Origin of the sequence: Bifidobacterium pullorum subsp. gallinarum (genome assembly GCF_000741215.1) — a bacterium.
GTDB classification, from domain to species: Bacteria; Actinomycetota; Actinomycetes; order Actinomycetales; family Bifidobacteriaceae; genus Bifidobacterium; species Bifidobacterium pullorum_B.
Genome location: NZ_JGYX01000007.1, coordinates 178,483 through 194,713 on the forward strand (window position 1 = coordinate 178,483; position 16,231 = coordinate 194,713).

The 16,231-nt window shown below is 62.8% G+C and carries 10 protein-coding genes and 1 tRNA gene; 6 read left to right on the top strand and 5 right to left on the bottom strand.

Annotated features, from left to right (window positions below; all coding sequences use genetic code 11):
• Positions 1–103 precede the first annotated feature (103 nt).
• Entirely contained in the window at positions 104–892 is a 789-nt protein-coding gene (locus BIGA_RS08595; RefSeq protein ID WP_033507367.1) for an HD domain-containing protein, read from the top strand.
• Positions 893–921: 29 nt separating this feature from the next.
• Here BIGA_RS08595 and BIGA_RS08600 read toward each other — a convergent pair whose 3' ends face one another.
• A complete protein-coding gene (locus tag BIGA_RS08600; RefSeq protein ID WP_033507369.1) occupies positions 922–1,977 on the bottom strand; it encodes an ATP-binding cassette domain-containing protein in 1,056 nt (351 codons plus the stop codon).
• Positions 1,974–3,311, bottom strand: coding sequence for an FtsX-like permease family protein (locus tag BIGA_RS08605; protein WP_033507372.1), 1,338 nt, complete (start codon positions 3,309–3,311; stop codon positions 1,974–1,976). Before BIGA_RS08605 ends, BIGA_RS08600 begins: the two co-directional genes overlap by 4 nt.
• 446 nt (positions 3,312–3,757) lie before the next feature.
• Here BIGA_RS08605 and BIGA_RS08610 point away from each other — a divergent pair, with 446 nt between their 5' ends.
• The 3 genes from BIGA_RS08610 to BIGA_RS08620 all read left to right on the top strand — a co-directional run bounded on the left by BIGA_RS08610 (position 3,758) and on the right by BIGA_RS08620 (position 9,887).
• Positions 3,758–5,809 carry a DUF6541 family protein gene (locus tag BIGA_RS08610; protein WP_237744099.1) on the top strand — a complete coding sequence of 684 codons (2,052 nt, stop codon included), beginning with the start codon at positions 3,758–3,760 and terminating at the stop codon, positions 5,807–5,809.
• Between the two features lie 175 nt (positions 5,810–5,984).
• A complete protein-coding gene (locus tag BIGA_RS08615) occupies positions 5,985–7,526 on the top strand; it encodes a hypothetical protein (protein ID WP_152596024.1) in 1,542 nt (513 codons plus the stop codon).
• 702 nt (positions 7,527–8,228) lie between these two features.
• Complete coding sequence (locus tag BIGA_RS08620; protein ID WP_033507860.1) at positions 8,229–9,887, top strand: ATP-binding protein; 1,659 nt, start codon at positions 8,229–8,231, stop codon at positions 9,885–9,887.
• Positions 9,888–10,140: 253 nt separating this feature from the next.
• Here the strand turns inward: BIGA_RS08620 and BIGA_RS08625 are convergent.
• Positions 10,141–10,228, bottom strand: a tRNA-Ser gene (locus BIGA_RS08625).
• Positions 10,229–10,420: 192 nt separating this feature from the next.
• Between BIGA_RS08625 and BIGA_RS08630 the strand changes: the two genes are divergently transcribed.
• Together BIGA_RS08630 and murA are read left to right on the top strand one after the other, a co-directional pair.
• Positions 10,421–11,596 (top strand): beta/alpha barrel domain-containing protein, encoded by a 1,176-nt coding sequence (locus BIGA_RS08630; RefSeq protein WP_033507859.1) that lies wholly within the window; start codon positions 10,421–10,423, stop codon positions 11,594–11,596.
• A gap of 272 nt (positions 11,597–11,868) precedes the next feature.
• Complete coding sequence (gene murA, locus BIGA_RS08635) at positions 11,869–13,194, top strand: UDP-N-acetylglucosamine 1-carboxyvinyltransferase (RefSeq protein WP_033507858.1); 1,326 nt, start codon at positions 11,869–11,871, stop codon at positions 13,192–13,194.
• Positions 13,195–13,689: 495 nt separating this feature from the next.
• On the opposite strand, the gene BIGA_RS08640 is transcribed toward murA, so the two are convergent.
• Together BIGA_RS08640 and BIGA_RS08645 are read right to left on the bottom strand one after the other, a co-directional pair.
• Positions 13,690–15,087: an MFS transporter gene (locus BIGA_RS08640; RefSeq protein WP_081929626.1), complete on the bottom strand. Its 1,398-nt coding sequence runs from the start codon at positions 15,085–15,087 to the stop codon at positions 13,690–13,692.
• A 295-nt stretch (positions 15,088–15,382) separates the two neighbouring features.
• Positions 15,383–16,066 (bottom strand): TetR/AcrR family transcriptional regulator, encoded by a 684-nt coding sequence (locus tag BIGA_RS08645; RefSeq protein ID WP_051917211.1) that lies wholly within the window; start codon positions 16,064–16,066, stop codon positions 15,383–15,385.
• Between the last annotated feature and the right edge of the window lie 165 nt (positions 16,067–16,231).

The window sequence follows — 16,231 nt, forward strand, 5'->3', positions numbered from 1 at the left end:
CGTGCGAGCCGCGTGCCGCCCGCGGCATACCCGCTTGGGATGGATGACGGACCGCCCGGCGCCTGGTCTGCGGAATCCGGAGTTTCGTGCATAGAATGGCGGTATGAGCGGCACCATCCCCACCATGGAACAGATCGACGAACTCCACCGCAAGATCGCCCCCTCCCAGGCGGCCTACGACCTGATTCACACGCACTGCGTCATCGTCGCCGACATCGCCCGCCGACTGGCCCGCCGTCGCAACGCCCTGTTCATGCGCCGCTGCACCCTGCCCGCCGATGCGCCGGAACGGACCGGCTGCTACCCGGAGTCACCGGACCGCGCTCCGGACGCCCCGCATGTGGTTTTGTCCGAATCCACCGTCACGGCTCCTACGGACGGGGTGAGCGGCGGCACCGTACCGCCGCGCCTCATCGACGAGCGCCTGGTGGTGATCGGCGGCCTGCTGCACGACATCGGCACCTACCGCGTATTGAAGAAGAAGCATAACGGCAGCAACGGCGAACCGTTGGAGTTCAGCAAGAAACGCTACATCCTGCACGGTCTGCTCGGTTACGAGTACCTGCTTGAGGAGGGCGTGGACGAGTCGATCGCGCAATTCGCGCGCAACCATACCGGCGTGGGACTCACTCGCGAGAGCGTCATCGCCCAGGGCCTGCCGCTGCCGCCCGACGACTATGTGCCGCTCAATCTGGAGCAGGAGGCGGTGATGGTGGCGGACAAGTACCACAGCAAATCCGTGCCGCCGAAGTTCGTGTCCGCCGACGCCTACACGGCCCGCGCCGCCCGCTTCGGCGAGGACAACAAGCGACGCTGGCTCGACCTGGTCCGTGAATACGGCATGCCCGACGTGCCGGCGCTCGCCGAGCACTGGCACATGCGCATGATCTGATTGGCGGCTCCCGACGGCACGGTTTGCCGTCAGAGCGTGACGGTCTGATCCGCCGATTCCGCAACGGCGGCGTCCTGCGTCACGACCACCACGCAACGCTTCGGATCGCCGTGCGCGATGCCGCGCAGCAGTTCCATGATGGTGTCGCGCTCGCCGTCCTCCAGCCCATCCAACGGTTCGTCAAGTACCATGATCTCCGCTTCGCAGCACACCGCGCGTGCGATGGCAACACGACGGCGGTCGACCTCGTTCAGGGAATCGACGCGGTTGTCCAACAGCGTTTCGTCCAGTCCGGACGCCAGCAGCAGTTCGCGGGCCAACACGGGCTTGGGCTTGAGGAAGTTGCGGTTGGAGGCGTCCATGGCGTACACGAGGTTCCGCACCGGCGAGAGGTCGCCGCGCACCGCGAACCGTTGCGGCACCAGGCCGATGCGGTGTCCGCGCAGTTCGAGCGGTTCGATGCTGAGGTACTCCGCGCTGCGGTTCATCAGGTGGCCGGATTCCGGCATCAGCAATCCCGACAGGAGGCCGACCATCGCCGTGCGCGCCATGTCGTCGCCGTCGGGCACGAGGATGGCGGAGACCGTGCCCGCCTCGAACGCGCAGGTCAGGTGTTCGACGGGGGTGCGGCCGGTTTTGCGGTCGCGGTAGGTCACGTCGTGCAGCGACAGCGTGGGGTAGGCGCGCAGCAGGTTGAGATCCTCGTCGCCGACCTTGACCTCACGGTCGATGTGGGTGGAGACGGCCGTGGCGGACGAGGCGGAACGCGGGGTTTCGATGTAATCGGGGGATGAATCGTCGTCGGTCGATTCCCGCGGTGTGGCCAGACTGAGCATGGCGTTGACGTGGTCGGCGTTCGCGGCCACGACGTCCGCGCCGCCGTCCGCCGGTGCCGGCGCGGACGCCGTATCGACTTTGGTCGTCTCGTCGAAATCCACATCGAACGGCAGCTCGTCCGCATCGGACAGCAGTACGTCGTCCACTGCCTCGTTCACATCCACCGTCGTCTCGTCCGTGGTATCCGCCGCAGCGGTCGTATCCATCGACGTGGTCTCGTCCATATCCTTCAGTTCCTTGTCGGTCATGCCGTCACCTCCGAACGGGAATCAAACAGCGAGATGCGCCTGAACGCGGCGACGCGCAGCATCGCCACCAACGCCAGCGCCAGGCAGCAGCCGAGCCCCGCGCCGACCACGGTCCAGACCACGTCGGCCGTCATCGAGGTCGCATGGCCGTCGGCCAACGCGGCGCCCAGCGGTCCGGCGGCGAATCCGCCGGCCAGTGCGCCGATCGCGAACGCCGGCAGTATCACCATCCATACCTCCAGCATGAACTGCCAGCCGAGACGCGCCTTGGAGACGCCCACGGTCAGCGCGTACCCGATCTCCTCGCGCCGTCGGAGCCCGTCGGAGACCACCAACGCCACCAGCAGCAGGCCGCCCGCAACCCACAGCGCGATCATCGTGATCCGCATCGTGTCGTTCAGCGCACCCAGCGGGGCGATCGACTTGCGGTATGCCTCCAACGACGGCGACGAGATCTCATACCCGTCCTTGAGTTCGGCGTCGGCCTTCTTGGCGGCCTTGACGAACGACTGGTAGTCGTCGGGGCTGGACAGCATGAACATGATGTTGAGATCCGGCTTGGCCCATCCCGTCTCCTCGCCGGAATCGAGGTTGTTGCTGACAATGAACGTGTACGCGCTCACATAGATGGCGTTCTGCCGGTTGTCCTTGCTCAGCTCGGCGTCATCGCCACGGCCGGAAGGCGCTTCGTCGTCCACGTATTCGTAGATGCCGCGGACCGTCATCTCCAGCGTGGTGCCGGCATCGGTGGGGTGGCCCACGGTGAACGTGTCGCCGATCTTCAAACCGTTCGCATCGGCCACTTCGCGCGAAATCAGCGCACCCTTCGGCGCCCGGCCGGCATAGCTCAGATGCTTGCCCTCCACCACGCGGTAGCGGCCCAGATCATTGGCGCGCGCCGCATCCAGCGTGTAGAAGCCGCGCAGCGTGAGCTCGCCGCCGGTGTCGTCGGCGCTTGCCTCATCCGCCGTGCCGACCGGCTTGATCGACTCGCTCTGCCGGACCGGCACCGACTCGGTGACCGTATAGCTGAACTGCAGGCCGGCGGACTGCGCCGCAGTGGCGAACGCGGTGTAATCGTCCCAGGACATCAGATGATCGTCGGGCCAGGACGGATCCGCGCCGTCTCGTTCCGCGAACCCCTTGTCGGACAGGGTGATGGTGGCGTTCGCCTGCTGGGCGTCATAGGTGGCGCCGTTCGCGGTCTCGTTCTCCGCGGTCACCGCCAAGCCGAACATCGAACCGAACGTAACGAGCAGGGCGATCAGCAGGGTCAGCAGCGAGCGCCATTTCCGGCGCATCACGGCGGCCCACGCGTTCTTGAGAACGAACATGCGGCATTTCTCCAGTTCTCTCACGGTGCGGCGAAGGCGATGGCCGTCGCCGCGGGTCAACAGTGGCCGGGCGACCGGCCGCGGCGAGGTGTGCGCGGCGGGTCGCCCGTAGCCACCACTATGGTCAGGCTACGTGTATGTTATCTTGTGCATTTCTGTTATACCGCTTGGGGAAGTCTGAGAGCGCGCTGGAAGCCGCGGCGGAGAGAGGCATCGGAATGGTGCCGATTGGGCGGGCCGAGTTCCGTGTGCGGCGATACGATGGCTGGGTGCATGAAGAACGACGGATGACGGGAGTCGAAGCCGTGGCGGATGTGTCGGCGAATAAGGCGGAGAACGGCAGTGGCGAGGCGTGCAGCGGCGAAGCATCGGCAGGCATCATGCGAACCGTTGTACGGTCGGTTGCCGCGCAAACAGCCGCGGTGCCGGCGATTACGATGCGGACTGTGGCGAAACGGATGATGCCCGGTCGATTGCTGCTGCCGATCTGCTCCGTGCTGGGCGTGCTGGCCGCGTTCGCGGTGGTGCTGTTGTGGTTCCCGCGCGGGGAGGCGGTGTGGGACTATCCGCTGCATCAGATCGATGCCCCGGCGCATTACTATTTCATCCGCAAGATCCTGGACGAAGGGGTCGGGGCGGCCACCCACCTCTGGCCGAATGACGCGTATTACCCGCCCCTGTTCCACCTGCTGGCGGCGGGTCTGGTGAAGGCCGGCGAGCTGCTGGGGCTGAACGTGAGCGTCTATGCGGCGTTCAACGTGGTGTGGCTGGTGGGTGCCGGTCTGATCTGGCCGGCGGGCATGCAGATGTTCATCGGATATTGGACGCGGCGGGTGGACGGCCGTACGCCGTGGCGTCCGTTCTCCAGTGCGATGGCGGTGCTGGTGCCGCTGCTGGCGGTGGTCTCTCCCTGCCATCCGTATCAGATGCTGCAATCCGGGCCGTTGCTCGCCTACGGGCTGGCGACCTCGCTACTGCCGTTCTGGATGGTCGCAACGCTGCGGCTGTTCGATGCGATTGCCGCGCGGCAGGGTATCGCGCGATGGATGGCCGTCACGGTGCTGACCGGCGGGTTGTGCCTGTTCGCGCATCCGCGCATCGCGTTCACCTGGCTGCTGTTCATGGGGCCGTTCGTGCTGCTGCGTCTGCCGTGGAAGCTGATCCTGGCCATGGTCGGCGCCGTGGCGGTGTGCGCGGTGGCGTTCCTGCTGTACATGATGTCCTCGTACCAGTCCGACCGGTATTTCGACCCGTCAAGCTGGTTCCACACCTTCGTGCCGAACCGCACTGTGCCGGAGGCGCTGCGCGTGTATGTGACCGAGAACCTGACGGGCGTTGCCGGGGCGGTGATGGCCGTGGGCGTGCTGATGGCCGTTCTGGTGGCCGTGGTGGTGATGGTGCGACCGCGATGGTTTGCGGCCGCAGCGGCGTCGACGGTGTCCGGTGGTTCCGATGGTGGTCTCGGCGACGGTCGCGATGGTGGAACCGGCGACGGCGTGGGTACCGCATCATCCGGTTGCCGGTCTGCCGTGCGCTTCTCGGAACGGCCGTTCACCGCTCGCGAGGTGCGCAAGGACGCGATATCACTGCTGCTGGCGTTCCTGCTGAACGGATTGGTCTACGTGTGCTCGACCGCGTTGACCGGATGGTTCCCGAACATCGTGGCCGCCGCCTGGTACCGGGCGGAGACGCGGCCGTTGACGATGATCCCGCTCGGCGTGGTGCCGCTGATCTGTTTCGCCGTGTGCATGCTGGCGTGCGTTCGGGGCGGCGCCGGCGGACGCGGTAACGCTGGTGCCGGTATTGGGGCCGGCATGTCTGCGGGAGCGGAGGACGTGCTCGCAATCGCCGACGAGCGGACGGGACACAACCACCCGAGATCCGGTCGGACGTATTCGACGCTACCTACGGTCATCGCTGTGGCGCTGGTGACGGCGTTGACGACGACCTGCCTGTTCACGGACACCACGCGTGCGACGATGAGCGATTCGATCCGAGCCAATTACGAGTTGAGCGACGACCAACCCACCGAACAACTCACCAGCACGAAATACGAGATCCTGAAGGACGTGGCGGAAACCGTGGGGGACGAGGCCACCGTGATCTCCGACCCGTTGAACGGTTCGATGTACGGCATGGCCGCGTTCGGCACGCAGATGCTGTTCCCAATCTACAATCCGATGGCCGAAAAGAACGGGGCCATCTTCGGACAGGTGGAGCGCACCTTCGACTCCGGTGACGGCGACGTCCTGCTGGACACGGTCTGCCCGATCAATCCGGAGGAACCCGAGTATTTCCTGACGATGGGGCCGCAGGCGGAGAGTCTGCAGATGTTCACCTTCAAGGAGCAATACGATCCGTTCCATCGCCAGGATCTGATCGACCGGTATGTGGCGGACGGCACGCTCGTCAAGGTGCGCGACTATTCCGATGCCGGCGACTATGCCGACGGGTGGGCGCTGTACCGCTTCGGATGCGGGGCTGCGGGCGGCCGGTAATCGGCCGGCAGTCCCTGACACCTCCTGCGCATGGTGGATAAGTATAACTTCATCCACATATCCACAGATTTCCGAAGGCCTGTGGCAACGCGGATCGCGGTGTGCCAGAGTGTCCTGTACGCGCCGATCGGCCGGACCGTCCGGCAGTCGCATATGGCGCGGCAAAGGGGACATCATGGCTATCTTGGCAATGGACACCGTTGGATTCCTGCAGTCGGTCAACCGTTTGGAACGGCGTTTCGGGGAGCTGACCTCGCCCGAGGCCATGCGTGAGGCCTGCGCCCATCCCGAACGGCGGGATCCGTTGGACCACCGGTTGTTTGTCCTGGCTGATGACGTATACGGTTGCGGCGGCTGGACCACCACCATCTGCGCGGCCGCATCGTCTCTGATGGGCGATTTAATCACGGAATGCCGGCGGTTCATGAAGGGAACGGCATCTGTGGTGCGCAAATACGGCATGACGGTATGGTTGTACGACTTGGTCAACGACGCTTCCAAGGCGTTGTTTGTGGGGGAGCCCTCGGACCGCACGCCGTTGCTCATCCACCCGGTGCCCGCGCGGGAATTGGCGAAACGCTGCGCGCGGAACGGCAGACGACGGTACGGCAACAAGCGTGAACAGAAGTGGGCCATGCATGACCATTGCGCGCAGATGTACCGGCTCGCCGCATACAGCATGCTGCGATGGGGCGGACGAGAGCCGCGCAGCCTGGATATCGCCGGCATGATGATTACGCAGCCGTGGCTGGGCATGTGCATGCTGCGTGAGGACGACAAGGTACTCGGCATGGGTGCGTTGCCCGATATGCGCTACCGGCGCGTGGTGGATTACATCAAGGAGCTGCGCGCGGCGGCGGATCTGGACTATGCGCGTGCGCTCGCCGCCGGAGAGGTGACGGTGTTGGACGGGGAACGCGCTCCCGGGTTCGCGGAGGTCGATACGCGTTATGTGTATGACGCCGAACGGCTGATCGAGGCCCTTGAATCGCTGTGGAATGAACGGAGTGACTGCGCGGCGCATGAGATCCTCATGGACGTTGAGCGGACCGGAGACAAGCCGGATCTGCCGTTGTGGCGTAATCCCGCGTATCTGCAGGACGTGGCGAATTCGCTGATGGGTCCCTCGTATGCCGGCATGCTGTGGCTGGGACTTGAGGACCGTGATCGGGAGTTGTTCGATAGAGGTGTGGAACAGCTGCGTGAATTCGTGGGGTTCGTCAAGGACATCGGGTTCCTGGTGCTGCCGGTATACGTGCTCAACACCTGTGCGGATGATCAGGTGCGGCGCGCGATGGAGGCTGCGGTCGCTTCGGGCAAGGTGAAAGCCTCCGACCTGCCGAAATGCACGGGACTCAGCAAGGCGGAGTGTGATGCGATGTTGGATGCGGAGCGACGTGACGCCGATTGTGCCGATGAATCCTGTCTCGATGGGGTGTGCGATGGGTCGTGCGGCGTCACGCCGTGCTGTGATGCACCCGGCGACGAAGAGGGTTCGATGATGAGCGTGGGTGCCGGTATGGCTGTCGTGGCGATGGCGCGCATGCCCAACGAGGACTTGGCGCGCAAGGCCGCGCTCGCACTGATCCTCTGCGAGCCGAAGCAGTACGGCGACACCGTGCTGGCGCTGCTGGAGGATGAGAAGCCGGGTGAGTCCGACGATGACAGCGAGGTCGGCAAGCGTGCTGAGGTCAAGACCGATACGCTCGTGGCGTGACCGAACGTGGTTGTATTCCCGTGTGCGATGCGTGCGTTTTGTGACTGAGCAGGACACGCGCCAGACGCATCTGTCGCACACTCTGTGATGTGTTGCGGATCCGCAACACATCACAGAGCGCACTGCAATGATTACGTATGATCGTTAATATAGTTCGGACGACAAGTCGGAAACAGCTTGAAGTTATGCCCCTGTACGTCATCGGTCGGATGAATACGCATCAAGTTGTGGTTGAATCAAGGTGGGATGTACGGGGTGTACGGTGGTCGGCGTTTGGGGTGCGGGCCGAGCTCTTGTGCTCCGTGGGGATACATCGGCATGTGGTATCGCTGCCAGCCAATTAAGAACGCCTCGGGGCATTGCGATGCTGTGCGTCCGCCGCTCGACGCATGATGCTGACCCAGATATCTCAATCTTGGAAAATCCAATCCTGGCGGCACGGTTCATCGAGTTTGTCAAATTCGTGTACAGGTTGTTGGCCTTTCGGTCGCCTTTATCATAACAATCAGGTTCTGTGCTCTCCTTACCCCCCTAATCAGATGCCGAGACCGGAAAGCCTCTTGTCTTTCCGCCGCTTGATCGTCTTGAGGATATTTTCTCTGAGTTTGGTAGTTCTCTCTGAATTTGGTAATTTTCTCTGAATTCAGAGAAAGAATGTATAATTCAGAGAATAATTCAGAGATTCAAAGTGGGTGATGGCGAATGGCTCATGAATACGGCAAAGAGACCTTAACTAAAGAGTTTAAAAGTGATGTCAAGGAGGCCCAGGGTCTACCTGATTCGGATCTGGTGGAAGCCGTTGTTGCCCTAGCCAATACTGACGGTGGGTGCGTGTATCTGGGCGTCGAGGATGATGGCACGCCGACTGGTGTGCGGCGGAAGCACCAGGATCCTATTGGGATGTCCGCGATGATAGCCAATAAGACCGTTCCTCCGATATCGGTTCGTGCGCAGTTGATTGGCGAGGATATACCCGTGATTCAAGTTGATGTGCCTAAATCGCAGAGCGTTGTGGCGACGAAGTCCGGGAAGATCCTTCGTCGCATGATGAAAGTGGACGGTACTCCTGAAAGTGTGCCCATGTATCCATATGAGATCGCTACGCGTCTGTCGGATTTGGGCAAACTTGATTATTCTGCGCAACCGGTGCCGGGTTCCAGCCGAGAGGACTTTGATCCATTGGAGCGCGATCGCCTGCGTAGGATTATCGCGTCATACCAGTCCAGCGATCGTAATCTTCTGGAACTTGAGGATGAGGATCTAGAGAAGTCCTTGCGGCTTACCGTATCTGTGAATGGTGGTATGACGCCGACTTTGACCGGTTTGCTGCTTATCGGCAGCGAGGAGTCGCTGCGGCGCCTTGTCCCAACGAATGAAGCAGTTTTCCAAGTGCTTGTAGGCACCGATATCCGGGTGAACCAGACATATCGTGGACCGCTGCTCAAAACCATAGAACAAATAGCGGAAGCGTTTAAACCATGGAATCCGGGGACGGAACTGAATGTAGGACTGTTTTCTTCGATGGTGCCTGAATTCGATGAGAGGGCGTTCAGGGAAGCCTTGGTCAATGCGTTTGGACACAGGGACTACTCCGTTCTTGGCCGCGTGCGTGTGCTGATGGATGACGCCGGGCTGACCATCGCTAATCCAGGTGGGTTCGTGGAAGGCATCAGCATTCATAATCTGCTTACTGCCGAGCCTCATGGGCGGAATCCATGTCTCATGGACGCGCTGAAAAGGACCGGGCTTGCTGAGCGGGCCGGCCGTGGCATCGATCGTATTTTCGAGGGTGCTCTGAACTATGGGCGCCCCTTGCCTGATTATTCGAGATCGAACGAGCGCGGGGTGTCCGTGCTTTTGCCGAGGAGCGCGCCTGATACAGCATTCGTGGAGCTCTTGGCTGAGGAGCGTGAGCGTAGCGGCAGATCCTTGCCGCTCGACGGGCTGCTCATCTTGGACAAGCTTAAGGGGGAAAGGCGTTGCAGCTTTGAAGTTCTGTTGAAATCTTTGGACATGAGCGATCAACGTCTGCGTACCGTATTGGGGCAGTTGACTGAGTCTGGGCTTGTCGAAAGCTCTGGCGCTGGTGTTCGGCGCTCATACATGTTGGGGTCGAAAGTGTCCCGTCGCAGTGGCAAAGTGGTGGAATACGTCAGACAGTCGGATATCGATAGGGTGCGTTACCCGGAGCTGATAACAAAGCTGATGAAAAAACAGGGCTCAGTGACCAAAAGCGATGTGATGGAACTGCTGCACCTTGACGCGAATCAGGCATACTATCAACTGCGGAAGCTGGTTAGAGAGGGGCGGGCTCAAAAAATCGGAGGCGGCCGCAGTGCGCGGTACGAGGCAACGCGGTAATGCCGGCTCGGGTACTTTGGAGTGCTTTTTCCTGAATTCAGAGAAAACGGTATGTGTTCCTCGTCTTTATGGGGACATGCGGGCGACTCTGAAGTCTGTCGCTCAAGTGTTTGAGTGGTGCCGCTTATCTTGCCGTCCGTGTTACCGCAAAGTTGGGTCGACAAGGATGATGATGAAGGAGATCGGGCAATCACTGAAATTCCATCGTCGTTGGCAATAAAAAAAGGGTTTTGAGCATGGCTCAAAACCCTGATGGCGGAGGATACGAGATTCGAACTCGTGAGGCTGTTACACCAACACGCTTTCCAAGCGTGCGCCATAGACCACTAGGCGAATCCTCCATGGTGTTCTCGATGCAGACGCATCTCAAGCACAAGATGTAACCATAACACAGCATGGGGACAGTGCCAAATGCGAGTCAGGCACGGCGAGTCTAAACCTGATGGCTGCGGTGCATTCGGCCGCGCGTATGTGGTTGGTCGCGGATCGGAAAACAACCACATTGCGGGGGTGGCGTGTGACAAGATGGAACCATGAACCAGTCTTTCGAGCCGTTCTACGACGTCAACCGCACCTATGACGACAATTACGCGCAAGGCCCGTTCGGCGCCTTCGCGCAGGCGCTGGCGGATCCAGCGCGGGTGGGCAATCAATCTGCAGCGTCGTCGTGCGAATCGTTCCTCGGTTTCCCGGTGAACCTGCCGTTCGGCATCCCCGCCGGACCGCTGCTCAACGAACGGTTCACCACCGCCGCATTCCGCATGGGTTTCGACCTGTCCGTCTACAAAACCGTACGGTCGCGGGCCTGGGGCTGCAACGCGTTCCCGAATGTACTCGCCGTGCATCCCCGGTCTGTCGACGGCCTCCTGACTCCGGGCAGCCCCGAACTTGACGAGGGCGTGCTCGCCGACACCCGTTACGAGACGCCGATCTCCATCTCCAACTCCTTCGGCGTGCCCTCGCGCGACCCCGACATCTGGCAGCCGGACATGCGCCGAGCCATCGCGGCGGCGGGCCATGGGCAGCTGCTGGTGCCCAGTTTCCAAGGCTCACGCGTAGAAGGCATGTCCACCGACGATTACATCGCCGATCACGTGACCACCGCGCGGCTGGTCTGTGAGACGGGCGCGGGACTGATGGCCATGAACACCAGCTGTCCCAACGAGGGACATAACCGGTTGCTGTGCCACGATCCGCATCTGGTCGGTCGCATCACCGAAGCGGTCAAGAACGAGATCGCCGATCGCCCGCTTATCATCAAATTGGCGTACATCCCGCCGGTGGCAACGGAACCGTGGCCGCAGGACTCCAGGGCGGGGCACTACACCTATGCGCGCGTGACCGACGACTCGGCGTTGGAGCTGATGGTGCGGCAGACCGTGGCCCGCGGCACCGTGCAGGCCATTGCCGCCATCAATACGATCTCCGCCAGGCTCGTCGACGCGAACGGTAACCAGGCATTGCCCGGCGCGGGCCGGGAACGCAGCGGCGTATGCGGGCATGCGATCCGTTACGCCGGACTCGATATGGTCGCGCGCCTGGCTGCGATCCGTGAACGACTCGGGTTGGATTTCGCGATTATCGGCGTGGGCGGCGTGGTGGAACCGTCGGATTACGACGATTACCGTACGGCTGGCGCCGACGCCGTGATGAGCGCTACCGGTGCCATGTGGGACGCGCGGCTGGCCCGGCGCATCAAGTCCCGCTGAGTCGTCTCGTCGTCCTATTGCCCCGTCCTCTCCCTAGTGCGGAGCCGTGGCCGGGCTGACTTTATGGTTGCGTCTTTTCCGATGAGAGATGGCGGCGTGCTTCCTGCCTCCATCCGTTGCGCGGTCTTCTCCCGCGCGGTAGGGAGGGGCCGGATTCCCCCAAAAGGGACAGTGCGGCGAAGCATATTACCGCTTATGGCGCATTTCACCGCGTCGCCACAAGCGTTGTGGCACACTGGAATACAGTGTGTTTTCATGAAAAGAGGTTGACTGTGGCCGAGAACAAGGAAGACGTCCTGCACGTTGAGGGAGGCAAGCCGTTGAACGGCACCATCAAGGTGCGTGGCGCGAAGAACTTCGTCAGCAAGGCCATGGTGGCCGCTCTGCTCGCGCCGGGCACCTCGGTGCTCAAGAACGTGCCGGAAATCCGCGACGTGCACGTCGTATCCGACCTGCTGCGCCTGCACGGCGTGGACGTGGACGTCAACGGCGACAAGGGCATCGTGACCATCAACGCTTCCCATGTCGAGATGCCGTCCGTGGCTGACGTCGACACCCTCGCCGGCTCCTCCCGCATCCCGATCCTCTTCTCCGGACCGCTGCTGCATCGCCTCGGCGAGGCTTTCATCCCGGCGCTCGGCGGCTGCAACATCGGCGGCCGGCCCATCGACTTCCATCTCGAAACCCTGCGCAAGCTCGGTGCCGATGTGGACAAGGACCACGCCGACGGCATCCACATCACCGCGCCGAACGGACTGAAGGGCGCGAAGATCCATCTGCCGTACCCGTCGGTCGGCGCCACCGAGCAGACCCTGCTCGCCGCCGTGTTGGCCGAAGGCAAGACCGAACTGTCCGGCGCCGCCACCGAGCCCGAAATCATGGACCTCGTGGCCGTGCTGCAGAAGATGGGCGCCATCATCTCCGTGGATGTGGACCGCACCTTCCGCATCGAAGGCGTCAAGGAGCTCAAGGGCTACACGCACACCTCGCTGACCGACCGCATCGAAGCCGCCAGCTGGGCGTCCGCCGCGCTTGCCACTCACGGCGACATCTTCGTCAAGGGCGCCACCCAGCCGGAGATGATGACCTTCCTCAACGTATTCCGCAAGATCGGTGGCGAATTCGACGTCACGGACAAGGGTATCCGTTTCTGGCATCCGGGCGGCGACCTGAACCCGGTGGCCATCGAAACCGATGTACACCCCGGCTTCATGACCGACTGGCAGCAGCCGCTGGTCGTGGCGCTCACCCAGGCCAAGGGCCTGTCGATCGTGCACGAAACCGTGTACGAGAACCGCTTCGGCTTCACCAAGCCGCTGGTGGAGATGGGGGCGACCGTGCAGCTGTACCGCGAATGCCTCGGCTCGCTGCCCTGCCGTTTCCAGCAGCGCAACTACAAGCACTCCGCCGTCATCTTCGGCCCCACCCCGCTGACCGGCCGTGACATCGACGTGCCGGATCTGCGCGGCGGCTTCAGCCACCTGATCGCGGCGCTCGCGGCCTCCGGCCCGTCGAACGTGCACGGCATCTCGCTGATCGACCGTGGCTACGCCGATTTCCGCGGCAAGCTCGCCGCCCTCGGCGCCGACGTGGACTGATCGGCCGGCAGCGGACGGACGCCTACGGGCTCGTCCGTTCCCGTATTCACGTAGCGCCGTCGCCTCCATGCTTGTCGATCGGCAAGTGCGGAGGCGACAGCGGAGCCGTATGTTTCGGAAAGTCGCATATCCGGGGCAATGACCACACGCCATGCACGGTGAACCCGGATGGGCTCACGCCACGAGATGACCGATCTGATCGGCGGTCGTGAGTTGATCGAACTCGGTGGCGCAGGCTTCCCTTCTGCCAATCTGGCTAACCGTAGACTAAGACGTCGGGGCTGCCCTGGCCCGGCGCTTCGGCCACCACGATCACGAAGGTCCGCCGATGCCCGAGGCGATGCGTAATTCCTGATTGTCGGCATGATGAATGCGCATGTGACCGTATCCCAAGCGAAAGGAGCGTCCCAACGTCGCGTCATCGGGTGAGCCTCGGAGGATTGCCGCAATGAACGGGGCGACATATGGTGCGGAAGCCGTCAGATGGCCGTGATGTCAACCGTGCGAGGGGCCGTCAAAGTGGGCGAACAACGGGGCGGATACGGCGGATAGCGCGAGGATCGCCGCAGCCGTGCCCAAAAGGATCCATTCCGGGGCCACCGCATCATACAACCATCCGTACAGCATCTGCCCGAGCGGCTGCGCGCAGGTGGCGAAGCTGGCCAACAGCGACATGACCTTGCCCGTCATGGTCTCCGGTGTGCGTATCTGGATGGCTGGGATGGCGATGATGTTGGTGAAGCTGCACGCGAGGCTCACCAGGCAGCAGGATGAGACCAGCGCGATAAGCTTGGCCATGTTGCCCAACGGGAGCAGGAAGCCGACGCCTGCGGGTAGGATGACCGCGCCGAGTGCGGCCATGGCCGTCGGCATGCGGTCGATGGTCAGCGCGGCGGCGAACAGGCCGGCAAGGATGGCGCCGATGACCGCGGCGATGCCGATGATCCCGTCGCAGATGCCGTACACGGCGGCATCGAAGCCCAATACCGTGCGAATCATGAACGGGAACCCCACGGCCGAATAGCCGACGGCGAAGAGATTGATCACCGAGGCCAGGAGCATGAGCCGGAGGATATTCGGCCGCTCATGCGTCAGGAACCGTAACGCGGCCGCGATGTCGGAGATCCAGCCGCGAGCGGTGCCGGAGGGCGACGTCTCCGTGCCGTCCGATTGAGGTGTGGGGCGGTCGGAGTGTGCGTGGTCCATCGTCGGCGGAATCGGTTCACGGGGTTTGTTCTTCTGCGGCGGTTCGAGGCGGATGAAGCATTCGAGAGCGGCCGTGCAGAAGAAGCAGGCGATGGTGACGCCCAGCAGCGGACCGATGCCGATGAGCCCGTACAAGGCGCCGCCGATGAAGCTCGGCAGCAGCGAGGACAGTTGCTGCACCTGGTTGATGACGGCCATACCGCGGCGAATCACGGCCTCGCCGGATCCCCGGAGCAGTTGCGGCAGCGCGGCCTGCACGGTCGGCGTCTCGAATGCGCTCAGCACCGACAAGGAGACCATCAGCGCGCCGACCGCGATGATGCTGAATCCGCCGTCCTGCACGGCGAACCATGAGGCGGCGGCCAGGACGAGCAGTCCTGAACCCGCGTCGAGCGCGACCATGATGGTGCGGCGGTTGACGCGGTCGGCTAGTACGCCGCCGAACGGGGAGAGCAGGATGGTGGGGACGATCGCCGCGGCAAGCACCGAGGCGAAGACCGTGGCCGACCCGGTTTCGTCCAGCACCCACATCGACATGGCGAACCGCAGCATCATGCTGCCGAACAGGGACAATCCCTGTCCCATGACGAGCAGGATGTAGTCGCGTCCGAGCAGTGGGTTCGTCGGGCGGCGAGGCAGGTGGCCGTTGTTCGGGGCGGGACGTGGGTTTGTGCTGTGGCGATGCATGGTCGCTCCTTTCTGTTACATACCGACCGACGGTATGAATAATTGGGTGTGATTGGCGTCGACGAATCGACGTGTTGGTTTTGTAAGTCGATGGGGACTGGTGCGGGGTGGCGGACTGGGGTGAGGTGGACTGGGACGGGGTGGACTGGGACGGGGTAGTGGACTGGGGACGACAGGCGACCTGCCGGCGGGTTGCCGGGCGGGTGCCTGGCAGTGGCTGTCGGGGATCTAAGGGCGGAGGGGCAGAGCTTCGTATGGCCGTTGCCGGGACGTGCGAGGGTCTGTGGGCGCGGGACTAGCGGTTGCGATCGTCGGCGGTGTCGTGCGGTTCGGGGTAGAAGCTCGGGGCGTTGAAGGCCTGGAATCCGCGAACGGTCAGATCGATCAACTCCTCGTTGAACACCGGCAGGCCGATGGCGGCCAGCATGGTCGCCACGCATCTCGTTCGGGGCTCGGTGTCGGCGGCGGTGGGGGCGCAGGCGACCCAGTAGTTGAGTAGCAGTGAGAGCAGGATGGCAGCCTCGCGCGGGTATTCGGTGGTGATGGAGCCGTCCTTCACGCCGTCCATGATGAGGGTGTGGAATCCGTCGGCCACCGTGGTCTGCCAGCTTTGCAGGTTGTGGGCCAGCGTGGTGGAGTCCTCGAGGAACTGTGCGGCGTCGCGCTGGATATCCAGATGCGTCTCGCTGGTGACCGACCGGCGTATGACCTCGCGGATCTTCTCCAGTCCGGTCAGGTCGGTGCGTTGGCGTAGTTCGTCGAGTAGGCCGTGGCTGGCTTCCCAATCCCGATGCGTGAGCTCCTCAAGGATGGCTTCCTTGCCGGGGAAGTGGTGGTAGATCGCTCCCTTGGAGAGGTTGCCAAGCTCATTGACGATGTCCTGCATCGAGGTGTGTTCGAATCCCTTTTCGGAGAACAGCTTCTGCGCGGCATCGAGGATGCGCCGCCGTGTGACTTCCGGGTGTGCGTTGCGCGCCATGGGCTCTCCTTCCGTACCCGTCCGCATGTGCCAATTTACTGATCGAGCTTGTGATCCCAGTATACATACCGTCGGTCGGTATGTAAAATTCGAATGTCCGAATCGGGGGATTCTGCCGAGTGAGCGTTCACATACGACACCGTTGCGAACGAACCCCCGATTCGG

Bases quoted from the DNA above. Each gene is read 5' to 3' on its own strand.
- BIGA_RS08605 (WP_033507372.1), bottom strand. From the start codon at position 3,311: ATGTTCGTTCTCAAGAACGCGTGGGCCGCCGTGATGCGCCGGAAATGG.
- BIGA_RS08620 (WP_033507860.1), top strand. From the start codon at position 8,229: ATGGCTCATGAATACGGCAAAGAGACCTTAACTAAAGAGTTTAAAAGT.
- BIGA_RS08640 (WP_081929626.1), bottom strand. From the start codon at position 15,087: ATGCATCGCCACAGCACAAACCCACGTCCCGCCCCGAACAACGGCCAC.
- BIGA_RS08600 (WP_033507369.1), bottom strand. From the start codon at position 1,977: ATGACCGACAAGGAACTGAAGGATATGGACGAGACCACGTCGATGGAT.
- BIGA_RS08630 (WP_033507859.1), top strand. From the start codon at position 10,421: ATGAACCAGTCTTTCGAGCCGTTCTACGACGTCAACCGCACCTATGAC.
- BIGA_RS08595 (WP_033507367.1), top strand. From the start codon at position 104: ATGAGCGGCACCATCCCCACCATGGAACAGATCGACGAACTCCACCGC.
- BIGA_RS08615 (WP_152596024.1), top strand. From the start codon at position 5,985: ATGGCTATCTTGGCAATGGACACCGTTGGATTCCTGCAGTCGGTCAAC.
- BIGA_RS08645 (WP_051917211.1), bottom strand. From the start codon at position 16,066: ATGGCGCGCAACGCACACCCGGAAGTCACACGGCGGCGCATCCTCGAT.